The sequence below is a fragment of the Pseudomonas sp. ACN5 genome, assembly GCF_002303975.1.
Classification (GTDB): domain Bacteria; phylum Pseudomonadota; class Gammaproteobacteria; order Pseudomonadales; family Pseudomonadaceae; genus Aquipseudomonas; species Aquipseudomonas laurylsulfatiphila.
Map to the genome: position 1 here is coordinate 342,712 of NZ_MRCP01000005.1, position 21,767 is coordinate 364,478.

Sequence of the window (21,767 nt, forward strand, 5' to 3'; positions counted from 1 at the left end):
CTACCCTCTATCTTCTTCGGCGGGAAACGCTGGCTGTGAGCTACGTACAGTCATGTCGTGTATCTCTCGTCGCGATTCGTAGGTTTTCTGACCTATGATGTACAAGGGGCGCCGCTTGGTTTGGTCAAATGTCTTTCCGACATATATTCCAACAATACCTTGTATCGAGATCACAATGCCGCCGATGAAGAATATAGAGACCATAAGGCTGGTCCAACCTTGCACAACTGCACCATGGAGCATGGTGGTAAATATGAGGTAGGCTCCGTAAATAAATGACAATAATGCCATGGTGAAACCGAGCTTTACCGCAAGTCGAAGTGGCTTGTCTGAGTACGCGATAATTGTTTCCATAGCCAAATTCCAAAGCTTTGAAAACGTATAAGTGCTTTTCCCATCCAGGCGTTCCGCATGCTCAATCTCAATTCCTGTACTGGCAAAGCCTGTCCAGTGAACCAGTGCACCAAAAAAGCGGAGCTGCTCTCGCATTTGACAGACGTTATCTACAACCTTCCGAGAAATTATGCGGAAGTTGCCGCTGTCGCCATTGTATTCAAAGTCAGCCAAGTAGCTAAACGTCTTGTAGAACAGCCAGGAGGTTGCTCGTTTGAGCGGGGGGTCGCTTCGTTTTCCTCGCAAGGCTAGAACAATGTCGTAGCCTTCTTGGGCTTTGGCATAGAGGCGTGGAATTTCTTCAGGACGGTCTTGAAGATCGCAATCCATTACGACAGCCCATTGCCCTCGGCAGGCGTCCAAACCGGCGGTAATTCCGTAGTGCTGGCCGAAGTTGCGACTTAGCTGAATGCCACGAACTCGCGGGTCGGCCTCGGCGAGGCGCTCTATTATCTGCCATGAGCGATCGCCTCCGCAGTCTTCTACCAACAAAATCTCAAAATCGAGTGAAATATCTTCAAGGGACTTTCTTAATCTTGAATAAAGTTCGTCAAGTGAGTTCTCGGCTTTGTAAACCGGAACAATGACTGAAATATGTGGCCCGGCCGCTTTTGGTGTCATAGTATTTTATGTCTTATTAAATTGTGGGCTCGACTGACTTCTTTACCAAAATTTCGCATTAAAAAGAAGCTCTTGTCTGTAAAAAAACACACCGAATGCTACGTGCGAAAAGAATAGTGCCAAGCAAAGAGAGTACTTTGCTTTATCGATTTTCTTCTTGGTCAGGGCTTTTGTATTCTTGAACAAGAAGGCGACAGAAAATAGGAATACCAGGTAAAGCCCCATTTGTCCGCTCCACCAGAAATTTCCGTCATACATTCTGGAACCGCTTTCTGCGAAGAAGTACGTAAGAACCAAGCCCATGAAAAGGCAGCAGGAAGAAAAAATTACAGCCTTATCTTGTATGAAGCTTCTTGGGTAACACAGAAAAACCAGCAGTGGAAATGCTATCGACAGGATGAATTTCGGTAGCAGAAAGTTGGAGTAGTGAGCCATCGTCTCAAAAGGCATAACCACGATGTGGCTTTCCGTGCTACCCGTAGCTTGCGAAAGATCCTGGAAGAAGAATGTTTGGAAAAACTGTAGACCAAGCACTGCGAAGATCGGGAGAAAAAATGAGAGATATATGTATTTGCTCGTCAGGGCTGGCTTCAGTCTGTGGGTGACCAAAAGAAATAATACAAAGGCAGGCAGCACAATAATCAAGAAGTTTGGTTTTGAAACTCCGCAGAAAAACAAAGCCATGGCAAGTGCGATGCCACTGGATAAGCCGTTGCTCGATGTGCTGTTGGCCGATTTGAGAGCATAGAGGAAAGCAAGGAGGGAGAGAGGCTTTAAAAGCAGCATGGTAGGGCTGTGGTAAATGCTGATCCCGATATAGCCGAAATAGAGGTGCTGGTCGATAGGGAAAAACAGTTGCAGTGGAGTAACAAGGAGGAGGCAGACTGAGAACAGTATGGCGATGATTGCATGCATGCTCTCTGCCAGTATTTTATAGTTTAAAACTGAAAGAAAAAATATCGACGACACTATTACGACAGTTGACGACTGCGCATAGGTAATAAGAAATATTTTCTTTGTGAGAATTGAAAGTAGGTGATACAGCGGGTGTGGAAGTATCAGCTTTTGGCCTAGTTCCATTTCGCTTGCCCACCTCAAGTGAACAACGTAGTCAAATGCATTTGCTGATAGCGTGCTTATCAGTGGTTCAAATATAGTTATACAAATTGCCAGTAGTGCGACATAGGCTATTAAGTTGGTCATACGTTTCGACTTTGCATTAGAAATGATGTCGAATTTGTTTGTGGCGTGCTCCCGTCTATCGTTGCTGATGGGCTCAGCAGGTTTAAGAGACGTCATTATTGTTCTTCCCTCTATATTACGTTCTTGCACGAGTGGTGAGATAGAAAATATCTTGAAGTCGGCGAGTATACCCGCTGGACGTTGGTGCTGCTTCTTTCGGTGACACCGCACTCCATGAGCTTCCGACTCAATGGTGCGTATCGTGGTTGGGCCCAAGCTCGCCGCTGTTGGATGCTCGTCTGTCAGGGGGGATGCCAGTGCTTTCACGCAGGGCGGTGTGTGGGATGTCGACGGCCACCCGTGTGTGCAGTCGTGGTGGTCCAGCCTATATAAAAGAGGGGGATGGTGTTCGGTCGGCAGGACGCCGTAGATGGAGAGGCATTCCCCTTGAAGGTCAGTAGGGACTTTTGCGGGGAAACGTAAAACTCAGCTGAGCCGCGTAGAACGTCGATTGCAGTGGACGTCTACGTAATGGGTTGTTCTTTAAGGCTTTTTATCACCCTTGCAAGCATGGGGTGCTAGGGGTCGAGTGTTCGAATCACTCCGTCCCGACCATTATTCCTGAGTAAAATCAGACACTTAAGCCGATCAGATAGATCGGCTTTTTTGTACCTGCGCAAAACCAATCGCGTTCTGTAGCCAGGCTGGCGCCTTTTCCCTGATCGCTTTAAGACCTTCGACGGTATCGCGTTTGCGCTGTTTCTTCTCGATGCGATTGATCGTGCTGACGGCCGGGATGTCCGGGCACAGCCCCTTTGCCGCGGTGTGGTTGAAAACATCGATCAGCAGTCCCAAAACGAGTGTTGCAATCAGCGTCGAAGGCGAACCTTCTCCCAGCTGCGATCAACGTAAAACGACCCCGTATCACCCCGAAGGGAATAAAGCGTTGCTCTGTAGAAGGCTGTCCCGCGTGAACAGTTCAGCCCACGCAGTTTTTGGTAAGCCCATTTCCATCCGTGCTTAGGTTCGGTGCTCATACGTTGCCCTGGTCAGTATCATCCATTCCCTGATGGTAGCTCGGGGGGTATGGATGTCCAACTATCGATTTCAGGCGTCAAAAGTACGTCCTGGAGCGATTCTTTTTTTTTAAAAATCTGTGCTGAGTAAACAAGTAGCTGAGGTATGCCCCAGACCTGCCAAGAGCGGGCTTTTTTACGCCCGGTGAAACATATGACCGATACTGAAAAAGATCGAGATATCCTCGCGCGTACACTCTGGGGGAAGCCGTGACGAATCGCTCACAGGTCATAACGAGGCTAGTGAGGCCTCGCTATGGCTGTGCATTGACAGGCGGGTTGTCGAGCGATCAGGGTGACAATGCCTTGAGGTCGAAGGTTGTTGCGCCTGGCAAGGTTGGCCACTTGTGTGGACCTTCCATGATCTCTTGCGGGGTCAGCAGACAGGCGTCCAATTGCCGCTTCAAAATATCCAGGTCGATACCCTGGCCGATGAAGACTATTTCCTGTCGGCAATCCCCGGTGATCTCGTCCCATTTGGCCATTATCCCTTCGCGGCGATAGTCATCCTGAGGCCATTGCGATTGCGCAATGAATGTCCACCAGCGTCCGACATAGTCCCAACGAAATTGCCCGCCACTTTGCACCAGCATGCCAATGTCCAGATGCCGACTGGCAACCCAGAAGTAGCCTTTGCAACGCAGTAGTCGCCCGTTTTGCCACGGCCGCTGCAGGAACTCCAGCAGACGTTGCGGATGGAATGGCGCACGCTCCTGATACACCCACGAAGCAATTCCATAGGTGTCCGACTCGGGAGGACGATCGTCACTCGATTCCAGGCTTTTCATCCAGCCGGGTGACTGCACCAGACTCGGCAAATCGAAGCGACCGGTGTCGAGGATCTTCGACAGATCGACGGCACCGTAGGTCATGGGCAGAATTTCGGCCTGCGGATTGAGGCCCGCGAGAACGGCGCTCAGCTCCAGAAAGCCTTTTTCGCCTATCAGGTCCAGCCGACTGACGAGGATGACGTTGGCGTACTCCACCTGTTCGATCAGCAGGTCGGACAAGTGGCGTAATGGCGTGCCCGTTTCGTCCTCGTCGCCGACCGTGTCCCGCGAGTTCAGCAGCGCCTGGAAGTTGCTGCCATCGACAACGGTGACCAAGGTGTCGAGCCGCGCCAGTTCGCTCAGACTGAAACCTTGCGAGTCGAGGAAGGCGAAGGTCTCGGCGACCGGCATCGGTTCGGAGATTCCGGTGGACTCGATCAGCAGGTAATCGAAGCGCTGCTGACGCGCCAGCAGGCTGATCTGCTCAAGCAGATCAGCGCGTAGCGTGCAGCAGATGCAGCCGTTGCTCATTTCGACCAGTTCATCGCTGCCGCGGTGCAGCGACACGTTGCGTGCCACGTCCTCGGCGTCGATGTTGACTTCGCTCATGTCGTTGACGATGACTGCCACCCGCATGCCTGCGCGGTTGCGCAGGATGTGGTTGAGCAGGGTCGTCTTGCCGGAGCCGAGGAAGCCCGAAAGGACCGTCACCGGCAACCGGCCCGATAGGGCCCCGTCAATCATGCGGCCACCGTTTTCGCGTCGACGGCCTTGTCCAGGTAGCTTTCGAACAGGTCGACGACCACCAGGCCATCGTCCGCGGCATCACCCCACAGGTCCTTTACCTGGAATTCAACGTGATAGGTCGGCTGATGCGCCGCGCTCAAATCGCCGTGACCGATGGCATCCGGGAACGGCCATTTTTCCGAGGTGCGGTGTCGGACGATACCTTCCTTGCCGCGTACATAGGCCGGCATGCGTATGTGGCCGGCCACGTATTCGTCGCGAACCACTACCCGGTCGCCAACTTCAAATGGCGGACGGCCAGTGATGGCGGGGCGGCCCTTGTCGTGGGAAGGGTTGGCCAATTTGAAGGGTGAACCCAGCGCCTGATCGAGTTCGTCCTGGGTAATAACGCCGGTTTCGACCAGCAAGGTGGCCGTGGCAATGACGTAGCGTTCGTAATATTGCGTGCCAACGTGCTGGCGGACATCAAGTCGTTCGACGGCGTGACGGATTTCGTCGACGCTGAATTTTTTCAACTGGTCGGCGCCGATAAACATCAGGCTATAAGCCAGGTGCTCCCATTCCTGTTTGAATACTTGCTTGTAATCCTGGCTATTGATGACATGGGGAACCTTGCCAAAGCCTTGAAAACCGCCGAGATCGTGAAAGCCATCCATAATGAAAACCTCCGAAAATTAGTAGATGAAGAGTCTTTTGGGTCAACGTACGCGGGGCAGGGCAACCCCGATCAGCACATCCTTGGTCACCAGTTTCTGAAGCTCTTCTTCACTCATGTGCTCGGAGCCTTCGGGCCTTAAGGGCAAGACCAGGTAGCGGCTTTCTGCGCTGGTATCCCAGACTTTGACGACCACATCGCTTGGTAACTCTGTGCCCATCTCACGCAGCACGGTGCGTCCTTCACGAACCAGGCGTGCCCGGAACTCAAAACCCTTGTACCACTCCGGCGGCAACCCCAGGACCGGCCAGTTGGTGCAGGAGCACAGGCTGCAGACGATGACATTTTTCAGCTGGGGCAAATCCTCCAGGGCGACGATGTATTCGCCTTGCGGACCGGTGAAACCGAACTGCGCACACGCTGCGGTGCCGTCTTTGAGCAACAGCTCCCGGAACTGCGGATCGACCCACGCCTTGGCGACTACACGGGCGCCGTTTTCCGGACTCCATTGGTGCACCATCAATTCGGTTAGCTGTTCGATATAGCCCTCTGGAATCAGCTCTTTGTCTTTCATGACCTTGAACAAGGCCCAGGCCCGTTCGCTGGGCGTCGAAGTGGATGCTGGGGATACAGTGGCGCTCATGGTGTAACTCCTCATCGGTTTAAAACGGTCAAAAAAAGTGAAGAACAGCCCCCGGTCTTTTATTGATGTCCGGGAGGTCGGGTGAGGTGGGCTTACAACGTCTTCCAGTCGACAGTGGCCTCGAACGCTGCCGCCGCCTGGTAAATCGTGCCTTCGGCATAGTGCTTGCCAACGAACATCAGCCCGACGGGCAGGCCGTCCACCAGACCACACGGGATCGACATGGCCGGATGGCCAGTAATGTCCTGCGGCGCGGTGTTGCCGATCATTTCCAGCGCACGGGCCACGTACTCGGTGATCGAACAATCGGGTTCTGGGTGAGGCTGGGCAATGATCGGCACGGTCGGCATGACCAGAAGGTCATAGGTCTCCAGTGCCTTGTCGTAACCGGCCCGGGCGAAGCGTGCGATGTTCTGAGCCTTGGCGTAGAAGCGACCGTTGTAATGTTCCAGGCCGTATTGGCCGACGAACATGCACAGCTTGAGCGACGCGGACAATGCGTCCGCTTGGTCGCGCCAGCCGGCCTGTTTATCCAGCAGGCCGACGTCATAGAGACCTTTCCAGTTAAAGCCTGCGCCATTGCCATGCATCATCTGCATGGTCAGGCCTTCGCAGCCGATGGGGTGCCACAGCGAACCCGCCAGGTTGTGCTCGGGGACGGAGACTTCCTCGACGCGAGCGCCCAGGACCTCAAGCCGGGCGATGGCGCTGCGCACCTTGTCGGCAACACGTGGATCCTGATTGGCCAGCTGAAAGCCTTCCTGCAGGATGCCGATCCGCAGCCCGCTCACACCTCGCTCCAGATAATCGCAGTAGGCGTCGACCTGAGGAGCGGCCTGGCGAGGGTCGAGTCCGTCGGCACCGGCCATGACTTCCAGCATCAGTGCGTTGTCACGCACGTTGCGGGTGATGGGACCGGCATGGTCGATGGTGGCTTCGATCGCCATGATGCCGGTGTAAGGCACCAAACCGTGAGTCGGCTTCATACCATAGGTGCCGCAGAACGCTGAAGGGATGCGGATGGATCCACCCTGATCACCGCCAACCGCCAGGTCCACCTCGCCGACTGCTACTAACGCAGCGCTGCCCGAGGAGGATCCGCCAGCAGCGAAACCGTGCCGATACGGGTTATGTACGGGCGCTGGATCAGACGTGTGGCTGCCACCGGAGAGGCAGTAGTGTTCACAGGTCGCCTTGCCCAGAATGGTGACCCCGTCGTCCAGCAAACGGGTCACCACGGTAGCGTCGAATTTCGGTACGAAGCCTTCCAGTGGGGCGGCGCCGTTCATCATCGGGACGCCAGCCAGGGAGATGTTGTCCTTGAGCGCAACAGTCTTGCCAGCAAGTTTGCCCTCACGGGCGCCATTCACCTCAGTCCTGTAATACCAGGCATTGAGCAGGTTTTGCGAGTTTGACGGGCGGTAGCCCGAACTGCGGTCGTAGCGCACCGGCGGGGTGAAGTCCGGCAACTCGTCGACCAGGTCATATGCATCGAAACTTGGCTGCATAAGTGCCAGGTATTCCGCTGCCTGCTCGTGGGTCAGCTGCATATTCAGCCGGCCAGCGATGTCCTGCAGTTGGTCGAGGGTAGGGCGAACAATGGCCATGATTTTCCTATTCTTTTTGTCTGTGATCGACGACGGTTCAGCCCGTACCGGAGCGTTCGATGGTGTTCGCAAACACCTCACGCCGGGTACCTGGAGCGACATCAATCGATGTGGGTAACAGGGTTCAAGTTAGGCATCCCTCTCGACATTTGCTTGGCCGAGAAGGACAGCCACTTGGTTGAAAAGGACAACCTGCCGAGCGTGGCGAGCTCAGAACACTTTCAAGACGCGCAGGTTCAGGCGTGCACCTTCCTTGAAGCCTTGTTCGACCTCAATGTCGGTGCCGATCTGGGCCTGAATCTGCAGCGTGGGCTCGATGAAGTGCGTGACGGTGAAACGCCCATAGGAGGTGGAGACCCCGTCGTGCTGATCGACCCCGTTGACGGTGGTCGCCGAGCCGGTGATGTAGCCGCCGCCAACGGCGAAGGTGGTGCTCGGCGTCCAGTTGTAGCGCACGGCGGTCTGGTACTCGTAACGGGTGTTTTCTTCCAGCTTCGCCCCGGTCGGGCCGAAGTCATTGTTGGTCGACACCCATGAGGCTTCAGCCACCGTGTCCAGCGCCCATTTCGGGGAGAAATGGTGGATGTACGCCGCCTGTAGCGTGGCGCGCCAGCGGTTCTCGCCGAGGTTCAGGGCATCGTTTTTATCGTAGCTCCCCACCGGAAAGGACAGGTAGGGTGCCAAAGCGAAGATGTCCTTGTTCGCCGTGGGCAGCGTCCACTTCAGCGGCGCGGTGATGATCGGGTCGCCGATGCCGCGGGTATCGCCCAAGGCACCGATATCTCCCGAGGCGTTCATCTGGCCGAAAGGCAACAGAATCTGCGGTTCCCATGAGAGGTTTTCTGACAAGCCGATGGCGTGCACATACCGCAGGATGCCGATGTCCGAACTGAGCCTGGCGTCGTCGGAGACCTTGTGGCCGTTCTGGTACAGATCCGAGCGGTCGGCGTGCTGGTAGTAGAGCAACAAGGCGTTGGCGCCAGCCGGCAATGGTTCGAAATCACCGGGAGCTACCTCGATGGCCTGGCTTTTGACAAAGGGCAGCATGCACAGCACGAGTAAAGAGTGACTCAACTTCATGATCGATTTCCTGACAAAAAGGCCCCCAACCCCATCCGCTTGAGATGGAGGGCCAAAAGATGTTTGAGAGGTCTGTGTCAGGGCGGAATCCGGATCAAGACCGCCCATGGACGCCGGGTAGCGTCAGATGTCAGGTTTCAGGGATCACCGCGTCACGCAACATGCCGGTCTGCGGGTGGCAGTTGATGTACTCGAACACTTGATCCTTGGCGTCGGATACCGAGACTTCGTGATAGAGCCGTAGCTTCGACAGGCTGGTGGCCACGCGAAAGAAGGTCACGAAGATCCGCAGATGGGTCGGATGGGATTCGGCCCAGCGCTCGAGTTTTTCCAGGGAGCGCCAGTGACCGATGTTGTAGCTCAGGTTCAGAAAGTTGCCGTCCAGGTCGATGTAGTTCACGAAGCGATTGCTGTAGCAACCCAGGTCCTTGCCATTGTCACGCAGGAAGTCCATACCCGCCTGCAGCGTCGGCAGAATTTCGTTGAGATAGAGCGATCGTTCTTCTTCGCCGGCATCCGCCCAGTCCTGGCCGGAGCGGATCAGCGCGACATTGTCGTGGCCTTGCACGACCACGCGCCCACCTGTGGCCGGGTCGCCGGCGATGACCGTCAGTTCACCGGAAGGAGCCATCCAGTCGGTCTGGGAAATCGGGAAGCGGTCACGCATCGATCCCCAGTAACCGTGTTCTTCGATGTCGTCACTGATGGTGTCCATCACGGCGCCAACGCCGGGCAACTCATCGCGAAAGCCATACAGTGTCTCGAACTGCTCGGCCCTCGGCGCGACAATTTCCCGAAAGTAACCGAGACCGTCGCTCAGGCGATCCTGCGAGGACCACCATTCGATTACCTCAGGCGTGCGCAGCCAACGGCAATATGCGGCGGGGTCTTTCCAGTAACCGACGATCATCAGGTTGTCGTAACCGCTGTTGTCGGTGTGGTGGGTCAGGTCATGGCTCAGAGGGCCATCGGGCAAACTCAGGCTGGCGGCAATGTGGCGCATCGCGTGCAGAGCTGCTTCACGCTGATCCTCCCCGCGGTATTGCACACCCCAATACCCCATCACCACTTGTTCCACACGCTCATCGGCGCGTGCGACCCACATGGGGAAGGGGGGTTGGTATTCATCGGGGACGCGACGAGACAACGTCCGTGGGCATTTGAGGTGCTTATCGATCGCAGATTCCATGGTGGGCTCCTTGGTTTTTTTGTTGGTAGGCGGTTATCTGTTCAACGTTTCGACGGGCGCGGGTACCTGGAGGTTGGCGCAACCAGTCGACGCCGCAGCGCCAGAGTCCCCAGCTCTAACAGGTAGGTGGCGAACTCTTCAGGTGCCAAGTCGCGCCTCTGCAAAAGCCAGGATGAATCGGACTGTCGCTGCTGCTCTGGTAGATGCATGGGACACCTCATCAGTTGTGGTTGGAGGGGCACGGTGTGGGGTAGAAGTTAGGCGGGGACGGCGCAGTACGCTTGGCTCGTACGGACAACCGTTTGGCTAGAAAGGACAGGCTCTGAAAACAGGAATACGATGCGCTGAATGGGGGCGCGCACTCCGTCAGGTGGCGAATGCATGCATCGATAACGGGCAGGCGTCATCCGTGTGAAGCGTTAGCGGGATTCGCGCGCGCAGCCTCTATCCCGAGCATGCGAGCGTCTGGCATTTCAGGCGCACACAACGGTGGCAACCCGAGAGGGGGAGTGGCCTGCTATTTGCTAAGCAGGGAATCAACGTTACCGTCGCCCTTATTGTTCAGTCGCCGCCGTGAGGTGAATGCCATGAGCCATAGCAATCAGTATTCAACTCTCGCCGTTGCGGCTCCACGTCGCTTTGATTACTGGAAAGAAGTGGTCTGCCGTCATTGCCTGGCGGCGGACAGCAAACCGTTGGTGCAGAGCGATTTCGACGGGGTGCTGGAGGTGCACGGCATGGGGCCGCTGGACATCTGTACGCTGTCCTCGCCACTGCATTATTGGGAGCGCGCCCCCCGGCACTTGCGCAGCGGTCCGGACGAGGATCTGTGGCTGGGTTTCACCCGGCGAGGCTTTGGTGAACTGGAGCAGGCAGGGCGCAAGGCAACGCTGGCGGCGGATAGTTTGTTTCTTTATGACGCATCCCAAACGTTCCGATTCAGTCTGGGTGGTACCGAGAACCACCTGGTCCGCATTCCGCGACAGTTGCTCAGCCAACGGTTGCCAGGCGTAGCAGGTTGCACCGCCGTAGTTTTGGACGATCGCCGTCCAGGGGTGATTCCGTTGCGCGAGATGTTGCATCAAGCGGCGAGCATTCCTGCGAGTTTTCAAGATGAGGGGCTATCCAGCCGCTTTTCCAACACCTTGCTTGACCTGCTCGCGATTAGCCTGGAACTCCAGGATTTGAAGACGACCCACGACGAGCTGGATCTTTATGGTCGGATCATGAACTACATCCACCAGCATCTGACCGATCCGGACCTGTCGATCGAACGCATTGCTCGAGTGCATTATGTGTCCACGCGAACCGTCACGCGCGCGTTCGCCCGTTACCAGAAATCGCCAGTCGCAGAGATCTGGAAGGAGCGCCTGATCGCCAGTCGTGAGGCTATAGAACGCGGTCAGGTACGCAGCATTTCTCAAGCTGCACTGGATTTCGGATTCTCCGATTTTTCCCATTACAGTCATGCTTTTCGCAAGGCTTTTGGTATGGCTCCTCATACACTCTTGCGCCGCAATTGAGCAAGGTCGCTCGCCATAGCGGGGCGAAGGTTTTCCTCCCGCCAGAGATTCGCCGCTCTCACCCGCGCTTTCTTCCAGGCCGAATCATTCACTCGGTGCATCGCATCGCCGTTGTACGGAAAAAACCAGTCCTCTGACCATGCTGTGGGCGTCCGCCCACTCATCCAGCTCGATACGATCAAACACCACGCTCTGTTTTCCGATAAGCACTTGCGTGATCACCTTGCCCCCCAGCTTGTCCCTGCAAGTCCCGCCAAGGCTCCCATAGACATATTTTTGATGATTATTGATTTTCTAATCCCCCCTTCAGCCGTTTTAAATGCGCCTCGAGGAAGGTAAGCAAAGGCAGGTCCTGCAGTTCGCTTTGACGCAAGCTTCTAATGCCGCCAAATCCGCATCTGTAGAGTCTGCTCCTCCTCACGTTGTGTACTGTTTTCCCCACGCCTTCAGCCGGGACACGCAGACGAAAGTTCACACACCGCATTTCGGTTTTTCCAGGTTAGAGACTGAGTTAAACCGCAAAAAGGAGGATGCCAGGATGCTGATAAGAATCGAAAAAGCGAGGACACCGCAAGACTGGAATGTCTGGATGAACGCCTGGTGCGTCAAGTTTCGCAGCTATGCCGAAGCCTTGGCGTTCGTGAGCAGATTGGAAGGCCGGATAAATGCACCGCACCTGTTGCCTGTCAGCGAAGACCGGCTTGTATTGGAACGGTAAACCCCCGACAAATGCCGGGGGGCTGCGCGATCTGGCGCGGGTTCTATTTCGATACCACGATGCCTGCTGGCTTCCAGGTGCCTTCGCCAGCCGGCAGGACTGAAGGCGGTGTCTCCTTGGGCCAATAGAGGCGCATCACCAGGTAAATCGGGCCGTCGGGGGCTGGCAGCCAATTGCTTTCCAGCGCCTTGCCGGGCGAGTTCCGTTGGATGTAGAGGGTCAGCGACCCGTCGGCATTCTTCTTCATGCCAGGCAGCATGGGCGAGTTCAGTAGATAGCGGTCGATCGGGTTCTTGATAAGGAGCTGTGTCTTGCCGTCGTACAGGGTCACCGACCAGAAGGCGTTCACTGGAGGTAGTTGCCCCGCGGGGAAGGTGAGTGTGTAGTTATGCTTGCTGCCATCCAGTGGCTCGCCGGTCGCGGTTGTGCGGGTGATGGGGTAAGTGGCTTCGACGGCATCGTTGCCGTAAATGCCACCTTTGGCCGCGCCCGCGCGCTTCAACCAGTCGCCATTGTAGAAATGGCGGTCGCCAAAGTACGAGCCGATGCCCCAGCCATTGACGTTCTTGAGTCCGCCGGACAACCACTTGTCCACCTTCTCGTCACCTTCCTTCATGCCCAGCAGGACAGCGGCCTTGTGCTCGAGCGAGAGGTCCTGGAGCTTGAAGCTCTTGCCCGGTCCAATGCCGATTTTCGCGATTCGCGCCCGAATTTCCCGGTCTTCCGGTGTTGGCGGTACGTACTGGAGTGCGGCGTCAAGATACTCGAAGAAGTTCTCCTTGATCCCCGCGGTGGTGCCTGGAGGGAAATTGATAACCGGCGAAGCAGGCGCCGCCGGTTGCTTCAAGAACGCCGACAGCGGCTGGGCTTTGTAGCCGGACTGCACCTTGATCACATTCGGCATGTCCTTGGGATTGAAGAGCTGGGTTCGGTAGCCGGCCACCGTGAAGGGCGTTGTCGAATAGAAGACTTTGCTGATGCCGGGTGGCATGGAGCCCTTCCAGTCAGGCCCGACCACCATGTAGTTACCCGGGCCGTTCCCCGTGGTGCGGCTGCCGATGTAGCCGTAGTTGTAGGTGTTGCCGTCGATCAGTTGCACCGAGTAATAACGTTTCTTTTCCACTGCAGGTACCGTGAGCACCATGGGCTCGGCGCGCAGATCCAGCCAGAGGAACGAATAGGGCGTATCGCTGTTGGGCGTGACGATGGCCGTATCCTGGTAAGTGAAGACACGGGGTTCGTTCTTGATCTGGTTGAAGGGGGCCTTGAACTGCGGGCCGCTTTTGTCCACGGCGTACTCATACATGACCGCATAGTTCATTACGATCGGCAGTCCGTAGATGAAGGCTTCCTCGGCGATGGCCTTCGTTTCCGTGAGGCTGGGCGCGGCGATGCCCTTGGCTGCATCGGCTTTCTCGGCCTGGGCCACGGGGTCATTCTTGCTGGCACAGCCTGATACAAGCGCCACCGAAACGGCAGCGATGGCTATCCATTTGATGCATGAATATTCCGGTTTCATCCTTTGTCGCTCCTGACCAAAATCCTCTCTGCCCTGGATGTCTTGATCAGCGATTGAACACGTCGAGACTCCAGCTGGTTTACTGCCGAATCTGAGCGTAGGCCATTAAGCAAACCTCCGCTATTGACTGGGGGGCAGCCAATATCGGAGGCAAACTTCTTCGATTGCGGCAAGCAGACAACTGAAGCGAAGTGGCGACTAATGAGGGGCGTCAGCGGGTTACTTTTCCGGAACGATGAAACGCACTGTCGTACTGGTAAGGATCTTGTGAGTCGGGTCGGCCACTTCAAGAAGAACCTGGTGAGTGCCAGGGGTCAGTCCGACCAGGATAATCGGGTCTTCACTGGTGTGTGCCCATGTACCTTTCCAGTCGTCGACGGTCACGTGAAGGTGCCCGAGGCGGGGTGATACATCAGCCGCCGCTTTACCAAATACCGGCATGATCCTCGCGTGCTCTGTGCGGTATTGGATAATGACGACTCCGCGGGCAAGGGGCTCGGCAAGCGGCGACTCGGCAATGAGTCTTGGCGCCGTCTCGGATTCCAGGGGAAGTATTGCCGGTGGGTGGTAGGTGTCTGTGGCTCCTTCACCGCGCGCGGCTGTGCAAAAGAACACCGCCAAAGCAAAGGCCAATGGATTTCTGAGAGAGAGGGACATGGTGTTTTTCTCCCGCGTGATCTCATTCAAGCCTAGATCAAACCGAGCCCCAGTCATTGGGTGTTTCAGCCCAAAATGTAGGGTAAGCGAACCCCTTGTTGGGGAATGTTTCACGACCCGAATAGACCTTTTTCAGTGCAATCGCTGGGCCCGGGCTTTACCTGTGCCAAATGGCTTGGATTTTGCTCGGGTGCTGATACTGAAGCATTCATTGAATGCGGTATCCGGAGATTCGAGCCATGTGGGCAAAAACTCTGCTTCTGGGCGTCATGTTTGGAATCGGGATCGTTACCAGCGGCTTGGCTACGAGCATGATTCTGTTTTGGTACGAGTTGTTTTAACCACCATCCCTTCTGCTTGAGTCGGCTGAGTAGGACGGGGCTAGCTCCGCTTCTTCATGGTCCCTGGTGGCGGCGGTTGCGATGGTCTATGCCTGGATTCCCATCTCCCCCTGTGCAGCTTGTAACGCTCGCTCTTCGGTCAGCGGCATTAAAGTTGGCTGCGCGTTACTGGCGTGCAAGTAAAGAAAGTAGTGCCCTGAATCGACTAACAGTATCCGGTACAGTTCTGATGGCCGATAGTTGTTACCGATATGAATACTTTCCTTGAGTATCTCGAAAGACTTGATCCCATGCTGTCGCATTGCAGTATCAAAGGCTTCGTAAAGACCTTCTCTGCGGCGTCGATTGTTTCGAGCATTTAGCTTGAAAAAAACCACCATCAGCACGCCATAGCTGATGAGGAGTATCACAAGGGCGCTAGGGCGCATGCGTGGAGCTCCATGTCCTCTCAATCGCTGTGCCTTTTAGTGTAGGCGCGTTACGGGTGAAGTCTTCAGCTCATCCTAAGGTCATGGAGCGTGTTGCCGTTGAGTCAGGTTGCGCGCGCCAGGATCGCCTGCGCACGGCCTATGACAGGCGCATCGACCATTAGGAGCTGGAAACACACGCAGCGGGCATGCACTTCAGGCGTAAACTGAACAGGGTGCAGCATGCATTGAAAATGCGTTGCACCCGGAGGTGATGCCATGCGCCCAATAACCCTTTGCTCCTCGATCGCACTGCTGGCGCTGTTCATGGTGCCACTGGCCACCGCAGCGTCTTCGGTCGAAGTCGTCTTCAATAACCCCGAAAAATTCAGCGATGCCAGCCTGGACAGTCCGGGCTATGAACGTGGGGCCGATCCTTATGTCATGAAAGAGCTGCGCAGCTACCTCCAGAAGCTTGGCGAGCGGTACCTGCCAGCCGACCAGCAGCTGCAAATTGAAATACGCAACATCGACCTGGCCGGCCGTTACGAACCCTGGAGGATAAATGCCTATGAGGTGCGCTTCATGCGCGACATTACCTGGCCGAGCATCGATCTACATTACGTTCTCAAACAAAATGGCCAGATCGTGAACCAGGCCGACGCCAGAGTCATGGATCAGCTCTACCTCCAGCGTCCGGGGCGTGCGAACAGGAGTGACAGGCTCTACTCCGAGAAGGCGATGCTCTCGGACTGGTTCCAGAGACAATTCGCCGGGCAACATCAGAGTGGGTTGAAATGAACCACCCTGTACTCTGAATCAGTCGTCCGGCTTGGGGAACATGGACCAGAAAGTAAAAAGCCCGGCGTCGGGCCGGGCTTTCTGTAGATGGGCCAAATCCCTTTGGCTGTCCGTATTGTGCTTAATCGGTGTGACGAAGGTGTGACAGCTGAATACGAAATACCGTGGCGTAACCGTTGGGCCAAGTGCTACTGGAGTACGACACGACATCAAAACTTTCGATACTCTCTGCTCAGTACTCCACAATGGTTTTGGGGCAATCGAATGGCGGTCAGTGAAACGCAACTCAATGACTTGAGCATTCGCCCAGGTGGGATTTGTCTTTAATCCGGTCCGAGGTCTGATCGAGATGGCTCATTCACTTAAGTACCAAATAGGCGAATCCGTCCGCACTGTCGAGGCCGAGGTGGGGAAGTTGCTCGATCTGGCTGCAACGCTCAGAGAAGCAGGGGATGAAGAAATGGCTGCAGCCGTCTCGACCCAGGCGAACAAGCTGCTTGAAGCAGCAGTGGCGCTGAGGATCGCGATGTCAGGCTGACTGCTTGCGCTGCGTTCGTTGAGCCAGATTGAGCCAGTTCGAAGCACTGCATTGCCCTTAACGCCGATCCAGCCAAACCGTCTGAGCATTACAGAATTCGCGCACCCCGAAATGCGAGAGTTCCCGGCCAAAGCCACTCTTCTTCACGCCACCAAAACTCACGCGCGGATCGCTGGCGCTATAGCCGTTGATGAACACGCCGCCGGTTTCAAGTTGGCCAGCCATCTGCCGGGCGAGTTCGCCATTGCGCGTATAAATAGTGGCGGTGAGGCCGAACTCGCTGTCATTGGCCAGCGCCAGCGCATGGGCGGCGTCTCGGGCCGTAATGATTGAAGCCACGGGACCAAACAGTTCCTGTCTGAAGGATGTCATCTGATCGGTCACGTCGCCCAGTACAGTGGGTTCGTAGTAGTTGCCGGCGCCTTCGACCTTCTTTCCACCCAGCAGCAAGGTCGCGCCTTCTTCCAGTGTGTCGCGCACCTGTTGGTCCAGTTCGTCGCGCAGATCGAAGCGCGCCATCGGGCCGATGTAAGTGGTGCTGGCGAGTGGATCACCGACGACCAGTCGTTGGGTGGCCTCGACGAACTTGCGGGTAAATTCCTCTGCAATGCCTTGCTCGACAATCAGGCGTTTGGCAGCGGCGCAGACTTGTCCGGTGTTTTGATAGCGCCCGATCACGGCGGCTTTGACCGCTTCATCGAGGTCCGCGTCGTCGAGCACGATAAACGGGTCGGAGCCGCCCAGTTCCAATACGCATTTCTTCAGCGCGGCTCCGGCCTGGGCACCGATGGCCATGCCCGCCCGCACGCTGCCGGTGAGGGTGACAGCCGCGATGCGTGGATCGGCGATCGCCTTGGATACACCGTCCGGGGTGACGTTGATGACCTCGAAGACACCTTCAGGAAAATCCGCCTGCTTGAAGGCTTCCAGCAGCAGGTAGGCGCTGCCCATGACGTTGGGCGCGTGCTTGAGCACGAAGGTATTGCCGGCGAGCAGGGTGGGGACCGCGCCGCGCAGCACTTGCCAGATGGGGAAGTTCCACGGCATCACGGCGAGAATCGGGCCGAGCGGGCGATATTCAATGCGTGCCTTGCCGCCTTCAACCTGGGTCGGTTCTGCGCTGAGCATGGCGGGACCCTGTTCGGCGTACCACTCGCAGAGCTGCGCGCATTTTTCAATTTCGCCACGGGCCTGAGTCATCGGCTTGCCCATTTCCAGGGTGATCATGTTGGCCATGGCCTCTGCATTGTTGCGCAAGGCCTGGCCGAGGTTGATCAACAGCTGCGCGCGTTGCTCTACCGGTTTGCTGCGCCAGGCTCGAAACCCGGTAGTGGCCCGCGCCAGCGCGGCCTGTAATGCCGAATCGGATTCGAAAGGGTACTGGCCGATCTGCTCGCCCGTGGTCGGGTTGATCGAAATGGCATGGGTAAGGCTGGATACGTGGGTCATGGCACCGTCCTGCTAGGTAGGAATGTGCTCAGGTTATGGGGGTATATGTTTTATGGAAACTGAATAATACTGAGCATAACGTTCACGTTTGGAGAATGACTTGGATCTGGTCCAGCTCGAAATTTTCAAGGCTGTCGCCGAGCACGGCAGCATCAGCGTTGCCGCCCAGCATATCCACCGGGTGCCATCGAACCTCACGACCCGAATCAAGCAGCTCGAGCAGGACCTGGGTGTGGATCTGTTTATCCGCGAGAAGAGTCGCCTGCGCTTGTCGCCAGCCGGCTGGAGTTTCCTGGATTACGCTCGACGCATTCTCGACCTGGTTCAGGAGGCGCGGGCCACCGTAGCGGGTGAAGAGCCGCAAGGCGCCTTCGCCCTGGGTTCGCTGGAAAGCACTGCAGCGGTACGAATTCCGGAGCTATTGGCTGCCTATAACCAGAAACACGCGAAGGTCGAACTGGACCTGTCCACTGGTCCCTCCGGGACCATGATCGACGGGGTGCTGTCGGGGCGGCTGGCCGCGGCATTTGTCGATGGGCCGGTGTTGCATCCGGCGCTGGAAGGCGTACCGGCGTTCGAGGAGGAGATGGTCCTGATCGCACCGCTCAATCATGAGCCGATTCATCGGGCCAAGGATGTGAATGGCGAAAACATCTATGCCTTCCGCTCCAACTGCTCCTATCGCCATCATTTCGAAAGCTGGTTTGCCAATGGCGCGGCGGTGCCCGGCAAGATATTCGAAATGGAGTCCTATCACGGCATGCTGGCCTGCGTCAGCGCCGGGGCCGGCCTGGCGCTGATGCCACGCAGCATGCTCGAAAGCATGCCGGGGTGTACGACGGTCAGCGTCTGGCCGTTGTCGGAGTCGTTCCGCTATCTGCGTACCTGGCTGGTGTGGCGCAGGGGGACGGTGTCGCAGAGCCTCACGATGTTTGTGCGCCTGCTGGAGGAGCGTGGTGTCGCGTTGATCGATAAATAGTGGAAAGTTAACGGTCTGCGCTGAAAAACCGGATAATGGCGGCCAAATCGTTTAGCTCGTTATTCTGGTAATCGCACATGGAAATCAAGGTCAACTTTCTCGACAACCTTCGACTTGAGGCCAAGTTCGACGACTTCACGGTGATCGCCGATCAACCCATTCGCTACAAGGGTGATGGCTCGGCGCCGGGGCCGTTCGATTATTTCCTGGCTTCGTCGGCGTTGTGTGCGGCGTACTTCGTGAAGTTGTATTGCGAGACTCGCAACATCCCCACCGAAAATATCCGCCTGTCGCAGAACAACATCGTTGACCCGGAAAACCGCTACAACCAGATTTTCAAGATTCAGGTCGAATTGCCGGCGGACATCTCCGCCAAGGACCGCCAGGGGATCTTGCGCTCCATTGACCGCTGCACGGTAAAGAAGGTGGTGCAAACCGGGCCTGAGTTCGTGATTGAAGAGGTCGAAAACCTCGACGCCGATGCCCAGGCGCTGCTGATGCCGCACTCGACCTCCGAGGCGGGCACCTACATTGCGGGCAAGGACCTGCCGCTGGAGCAAACCATCGCCAACATGTCGGGCATCCTGGCCGACCTGGGCATGAAGATTGAAATCGCCTCCTGGCGCAACATCGTCCCCAATGTGTGGTCGCTGCACATCCGCGATGCGCACTCGCCGATGTGTTTTACCAATGGCAAAGGCGCGACCAAGGAAGGCGCGCTGGCATCGGCGTTGGGCGAGTTTATCGAGCGGCTCAACTGCAACTTCTTCTATAACGATCAGTTCTGGGGGGAGGACATCGCCAACGCAGCGTTTGTGCATTACCCGGACGAGCGCTGGTTCAAGCCGGGCCCGAAGGACGAACTGCCGACTGAAATCCTCGACGAGTACTGCCTGAAGGTTTACGACCGGGATGGCGAGTTGCGTGGTTCGCATCTGTACGACACCAACTCCGGCAACACCCAGCGCGGCATATGTTCGCTACCGTTCGTGCGCCAGTCGGACAATGAGGTGGTGTACTTCCCGTCCAACCTGATCGAAAACCTGTTCCTGAGCAATGGCATGAGCGCCGGCAACACGCTGGCCGAAGCGCAGGTGCAGTGCCTGTCGGAGATTTTCGAGCGCGCGGTCAAGCGCGAAATCCTTGAAGGCGAAATGGCCCTGCCGGATGTGCCGCAGGAAGTGCTGGCGAAATACCCGGGCATCCTGGCCGGTATCCAGGCCCTGGAAGAGCAGGGCTTCCCGGTGCTGGTCAAGGATGCGTCGCTGGGCGGGGAGTTCCCGGTGATGTGCGTCACCTTGATGAACCCGCGTACCGGTGGCGTATTTGCCTCGTTCGGCGCGCACCCAAGCCTGGAAGTGGCGCTGGAACGCAGCTTGACGGAACTGCTGCAGGGCCGCAGTTTTGAAGGCCTGAATGATCTGCCGCAGCCGACCTTCGAAGGGCAGGCGGTGACTGAGCCGAACAATTTCGTCGAGCACTTTATCGACTCCAGCGGTGTGGTCTCGTGGCGCTTCTTCAGTGCCAGGCCGGACTTCGAATTCGTTGAGTGGGATTTCTCCGGTCAAGGCGAAAACTCCAATGCCGAAGAGGCCGCGACCTTGTTCGGCATTCTCGAAGACATGGGCAAAGAAGTGTACATGGCGGTCTATGAGCATATCGGCGCCAAGGCCTGCCGCATTCTGGTGCCGGATTACTCGGAAATTTATCCGGTCGAAGATTTGATCTGGGATAACACCAACAAGGCGCTGCAGTTCCGCGCCGACATCCTGAATCTGCACAGCCTGAGCAAAGTCGGCCTGCGATCGCTGGCCCAGGGGCTGGAAAGCAGCGAGCTGGATGATTACACCGACATCACCACCCTGATCGGCATCGAATTCGACGACAACACGCCCTGGGGCAAGCTGACGATCCTGGAGCTGAGGCTGCTGATTTATCTTGCCTTGCAGAAGTTTGATCAGGCCAAGGATCTGGTGGAAGCCTTCTTGCAGTACAACGACAACACCGTCGAACGCGGCCTGTTTTATCAAGCGGTGAACGTCGTGCTGGAAATGCAGCTGGACGATGATCTGGAACTGAGCGACTACGAGGTCAACTTCCGCCGGATGTTCGGTGACGAGCGGATGGATGCGGCGATAGGGTCGGTCGATGGCAGCGTACGTTTCTACGGTCTGGCACCGACGAGCATGAAGCTGGAAGGCCTCGACAGGCACCTTCGTCTGATCGACAGCTATAAGAAGCTACATACGGCGCGGGCCGGGGTGGCGACGTTATTCAGCTGAAAGCGCTGACAAAAAAGCACCTTGGGTGCTTTTTTGTTTTTTGATGGCCAGCACAATTTTCCGTGTGCGGTGGGCTCGCTATTCGGCCATGACCTGGGCAGCGGCTGGCGTTGAGGAAGCTCTTCTATATAGAGGGCGCATTTTTCCACTCCTTTCAGGCTTCCTTCGGGGCGTTTTAGCGCCTTCTGTAAGTTATTGATAGAAAACCTGAATCAGTGCTTGACGGCTGATTTCAGATGTCTATAATTCGCCCCACTTCCGGCGCAGTCGAAACGGAAAACTCCTTGATAAACAAAGAGTTATGCGATTTTCGGCGGCAGATTGCTTCAGTTCATCGAAGTCGAAAGGAAGTTGAAAAAGAGGTGTTGACAGCAGCGAGTAACGCTGTAGAATTCGCCTCCCGCTGACGAGAGATCGAAAGCGCAAGTGGTTGAAGTTGCTAAGGATTCCTTGAAAACTTCTTAAAAAATCACTTGACAGCAAATGAGGCTGCTGTAGAATGCGCGCCTCGGTTGAGACGAAAGATCTTAACCAACCGCTCTTTAACAACTGAATCAAGCAATTCGTGTGGGTGCTTGTGGAGTCAGACT

General features: G+C 56.3%; 18 protein-coding genes and 2 pseudogenes. 6 read left to right on the top strand and 14 right to left on the bottom strand.

The features are described from left to right. From BSF40_RS12555 to BSF40_RS12595, 9 genes and pseudogenes are all read right to left on the bottom strand, one after another. Entirely contained in the window at nt 1-1,014 is a 1,014-nt protein-coding gene (locus tag BSF40_RS12555; RefSeq protein WP_095965360.1) for a glycosyltransferase family 2 protein, read from the bottom strand. Between the two features lie 42 nt (nt 1,015-1,056). Continuing rightward, complete coding sequence (locus tag BSF40_RS12560; RefSeq protein ID WP_095965361.1) at nt 1,057-2,313, bottom strand: hypothetical protein; 1,257 nt, start codon at nt 2,311-2,313, stop codon at nt 1,057-1,059. A gap of 540 nt (nt 2,314-2,853) precedes the next feature. Continuing rightward, a pseudogene (locus BSF40_RS12565) lies at nt 2,854-3,045 on the bottom strand (integrase); the annotation flags it as partial. A 517-nt stretch (nt 3,046-3,562) separates the two neighbouring features. Then, on the bottom strand, nt 3,563-4,786 hold the full coding sequence (locus BSF40_RS12570; RefSeq protein WP_095965362.1) for a GTP-binding protein: 1,224 nt from the start codon (nt 4,784-4,786) through the stop codon (nt 3,563-3,565). Then, complete coding sequence (gene nthB / locus BSF40_RS12575) at nt 4,783-5,445, bottom strand: nitrile hydratase subunit beta (protein WP_095965363.1); 663 nt, start codon at nt 5,443-5,445, stop codon at nt 4,783-4,785. The genes BSF40_RS12570 and nthB overlap by 4 nt, the downstream gene beginning before the upstream one ends. A 42-nt stretch (nt 5,446-5,487) precedes the next feature. Further along, nucleotides 5,488-6,087, bottom strand: coding sequence for a nitrile hydratase subunit alpha (gene nthA, locus BSF40_RS12580; protein ID WP_007975717.1), 600 nt, complete (start codon nt 6,085-6,087; stop codon nt 5,488-5,490). 92 nt (nt 6,088-6,179) lie between these two features. After that, a complete protein-coding gene (locus BSF40_RS12585) occupies nt 6,180-7,694 on the bottom strand; it encodes an amidase (RefSeq protein ID WP_095965364.1) in 1,515 nt (504 codons plus the stop codon). 210 nt (nt 7,695-7,904) lie between these two features. Beyond that, on the bottom strand, nt 7,905-8,774 hold the full coding sequence (locus BSF40_RS12590) for a transporter (protein ID WP_095965365.1): 870 nt from the start codon (nt 8,772-8,774) through the stop codon (nt 7,905-7,907). Nucleotides 8,775-8,904: 130 nt separating this feature from the next. Next, nucleotides 8,905-9,963: a phenylacetaldoxime dehydratase family protein gene (locus tag BSF40_RS12595; RefSeq protein WP_095965366.1), complete on the bottom strand. Its 1,059-nt coding sequence runs from the start codon at nt 9,961-9,963 to the stop codon at nt 8,905-8,907. A 587-nt stretch (nt 9,964-10,550) separates the two neighbouring features. Between BSF40_RS12595 and BSF40_RS12600 the strand changes: the two genes are divergently transcribed. Next, a complete protein-coding gene (locus BSF40_RS12600; protein WP_095965367.1) occupies nt 10,551-11,486 on the top strand; it encodes a helix-turn-helix domain-containing protein in 936 nt (311 codons plus the stop codon). A 17-nt stretch (nt 11,487-11,503) separates the two neighbouring features. On the opposite strand, the pseudogene BSF40_RS33030 reads toward BSF40_RS12600, so the two are convergent. Further along, nucleotides 11,504-11,623: pseudogene (locus BSF40_RS33030) on the bottom strand (site-specific integrase); the annotation flags it as partial. 401 nt (nt 11,624-12,024) lie between these two features. On the opposite strand from BSF40_RS33030, the gene BSF40_RS12610 reads away from it, so the two are divergent. Further along, the gene (locus BSF40_RS12610; protein WP_041475062.1) at nt 12,025-12,204 is read left to right on the top strand and encodes a hypothetical protein; all 180 of its coding nucleotides are present in this window, start codon (nt 12,025-12,027) and stop codon (nt 12,202-12,204) included. A 43-nt stretch (nt 12,205-12,247) separates the two neighbouring features. On the opposite strand, the gene BSF40_RS12615 is transcribed toward BSF40_RS12610, so the two are convergent. The 3 genes from BSF40_RS12615 to BSF40_RS12625 form a co-directional block, all read right to left on the bottom strand. After that, nucleotides 12,248-13,723: a DUF1254 domain-containing protein gene (locus BSF40_RS12615; protein WP_095965368.1), complete on the bottom strand. Its 1,476-nt coding sequence runs from the start codon at nt 13,721-13,723 to the stop codon at nt 12,248-12,250. 219 nt (nt 13,724-13,942) lie between these two features. Next, nucleotides 13,943-14,380: a DUF6130 family protein gene (locus BSF40_RS12620; RefSeq protein ID WP_095965379.1), complete on the bottom strand. Its 438-nt coding sequence runs from the start codon at nt 14,378-14,380 to the stop codon at nt 13,943-13,945. Between the two features lie 427 nt (nt 14,381-14,807). Next, nucleotides 14,808-15,149: a hypothetical protein gene (locus BSF40_RS12625; RefSeq protein ID WP_095965369.1), complete on the bottom strand. Its 342-nt coding sequence runs from the start codon at nt 15,147-15,149 to the stop codon at nt 14,808-14,810. A gap of 258 nt (nt 15,150-15,407) precedes the next feature. On the opposite strand from BSF40_RS12625, the gene BSF40_RS12630 reads away from it, so the two are divergent. Further along, entirely contained in the window at nt 15,408-15,929 is a 522-nt protein-coding gene (locus BSF40_RS12630; RefSeq protein ID WP_095965370.1) for a DUF3016 domain-containing protein, read from the top strand. A gap of 349 nt (nt 15,930-16,278) precedes the next feature. Next, on the top strand, nt 16,279-16,467 hold the full coding sequence (locus tag BSF40_RS12635) for a hypothetical protein (RefSeq protein ID WP_095965380.1): 189 nt from the start codon (nt 16,279-16,281) through the stop codon (nt 16,465-16,467). A 57-nt stretch (nt 16,468-16,524) separates the two neighbouring features. Here BSF40_RS12635 and BSF40_RS12640 read toward each other — a convergent pair whose 3' ends face one another. Next, nucleotides 16,525-17,916 carry an aldehyde dehydrogenase family protein gene (locus BSF40_RS12640; RefSeq protein ID WP_095965371.1) on the bottom strand — a complete coding sequence of 464 codons (1,392 nt, stop codon included), beginning with the start codon at nt 17,914-17,916 and terminating at the stop codon, nt 16,525-16,527. A gap of 100 nt (nt 17,917-18,016) precedes the next feature. Between BSF40_RS12640 and BSF40_RS12645 the strand changes: the two genes are divergently transcribed. Together BSF40_RS12645 and BSF40_RS12650 are read left to right on the top strand one after the other, a co-directional pair. Beyond that, nucleotides 18,017-18,895 (top strand): LysR family transcriptional regulator, encoded by an 879-nt coding sequence (locus tag BSF40_RS12645; protein WP_007980886.1) that lies wholly within the window; start codon nt 18,017-18,019, stop codon nt 18,893-18,895. A gap of 77 nt (nt 18,896-18,972) precedes the next feature. Further along, nucleotides 18,973-21,177: an OsmC domain/YcaO domain-containing protein gene (locus tag BSF40_RS12650; RefSeq protein ID WP_095965372.1), complete on the top strand. Its 2,205-nt coding sequence runs from the start codon at nt 18,973-18,975 to the stop codon at nt 21,175-21,177. Nucleotides 21,178-21,767 lie beyond the last annotated feature (590 nt).

Excerpts from the sequence above, each read along its gene's own strand:
- BSF40_RS12595 (WP_095965366.1), bottom strand. The coding sequence starts at position 9,963 with ATGGAATCTGCGATCGATAAGCACCTCAAATGCCCACGGACGTTGTCT.
- BSF40_RS12570 (WP_095965362.1), bottom strand. The coding sequence starts at position 4,786 with ATGATTGACGGGGCCCTATCGGGCCGGTTGCCGGTGACGGTCCTTTCG.
- BSF40_RS12620 (WP_095965379.1), bottom strand. The coding sequence starts at position 14,380 with ATGTCCCTCTCTCTCAGAAATCCATTGGCCTTTGCTTTGGCGGTGTTC.
- BSF40_RS12560 (WP_095965361.1), bottom strand. The coding sequence starts at position 2,313 with ATGACGTCTCTTAAACCTGCTGAGCCCATCAGCAACGATAGACGGGAG.
- nthB (WP_095965363.1), bottom strand. The coding sequence starts at position 5,445 with ATGGATGGCTTTCACGATCTCGGCGGTTTTCAAGGCTTTGGCAAGGTT.
- BSF40_RS12650 (WP_095965372.1), top strand. The coding sequence starts at position 18,973 with ATGGAAATCAAGGTCAACTTTCTCGACAACCTTCGACTTGAGGCCAAG.
- BSF40_RS12600 (WP_095965367.1), top strand. The coding sequence starts at position 10,551 with ATGAGCCATAGCAATCAGTATTCAACTCTCGCCGTTGCGGCTCCACGT.
- BSF40_RS12555 (WP_095965360.1), bottom strand. The coding sequence starts at position 1,014 with ATGACACCAAAAGCGGCCGGGCCACATATTTCAGTCATTGTTCCGGTT.
- BSF40_RS12610 (WP_041475062.1), top strand. The coding sequence starts at position 12,025 with ATGCTGATAAGAATCGAAAAAGCGAGGACACCGCAAGACTGGAATGTC.
- BSF40_RS12590 (WP_095965365.1), bottom strand. The coding sequence starts at position 8,774 with ATGAAGTTGAGTCACTCTTTACTCGTGCTGTGCATGCTGCCCTTTGTC.
- BSF40_RS12625 (WP_095965369.1), bottom strand. The coding sequence starts at position 15,149 with ATGCGCCCTAGCGCCCTTGTGATACTCCTCATCAGCTATGGCGTGCTG.
- BSF40_RS12635 (WP_095965380.1), top strand. The coding sequence starts at position 16,279 with ATGGCTCATTCACTTAAGTACCAAATAGGCGAATCCGTCCGCACTGTC.
- BSF40_RS12615 (WP_095965368.1), bottom strand. The coding sequence starts at position 13,723 with ATGAAACCGGAATATTCATGCATCAAATGGATAGCCATCGCTGCCGTT.
- nthA (WP_007975717.1), bottom strand. The coding sequence starts at position 6,087 with ATGAGCGCCACTGTATCCCCAGCATCCACTTCGACGCCCAGCGAACGG.
- BSF40_RS12630 (WP_095965370.1), top strand. The coding sequence starts at position 15,408 with ATGCGCCCAATAACCCTTTGCTCCTCGATCGCACTGCTGGCGCTGTTC.
- BSF40_RS12585 (WP_095965364.1), bottom strand. The coding sequence starts at position 7,694 with ATGGCCATTGTTCGCCCTACCCTCGACCAACTGCAGGACATCGCTGGC.
- BSF40_RS12640 (WP_095965371.1), bottom strand. The coding sequence starts at position 17,916 with ATGACCCACGTATCCAGCCTTACCCATGCCATTTCGATCAACCCGACC.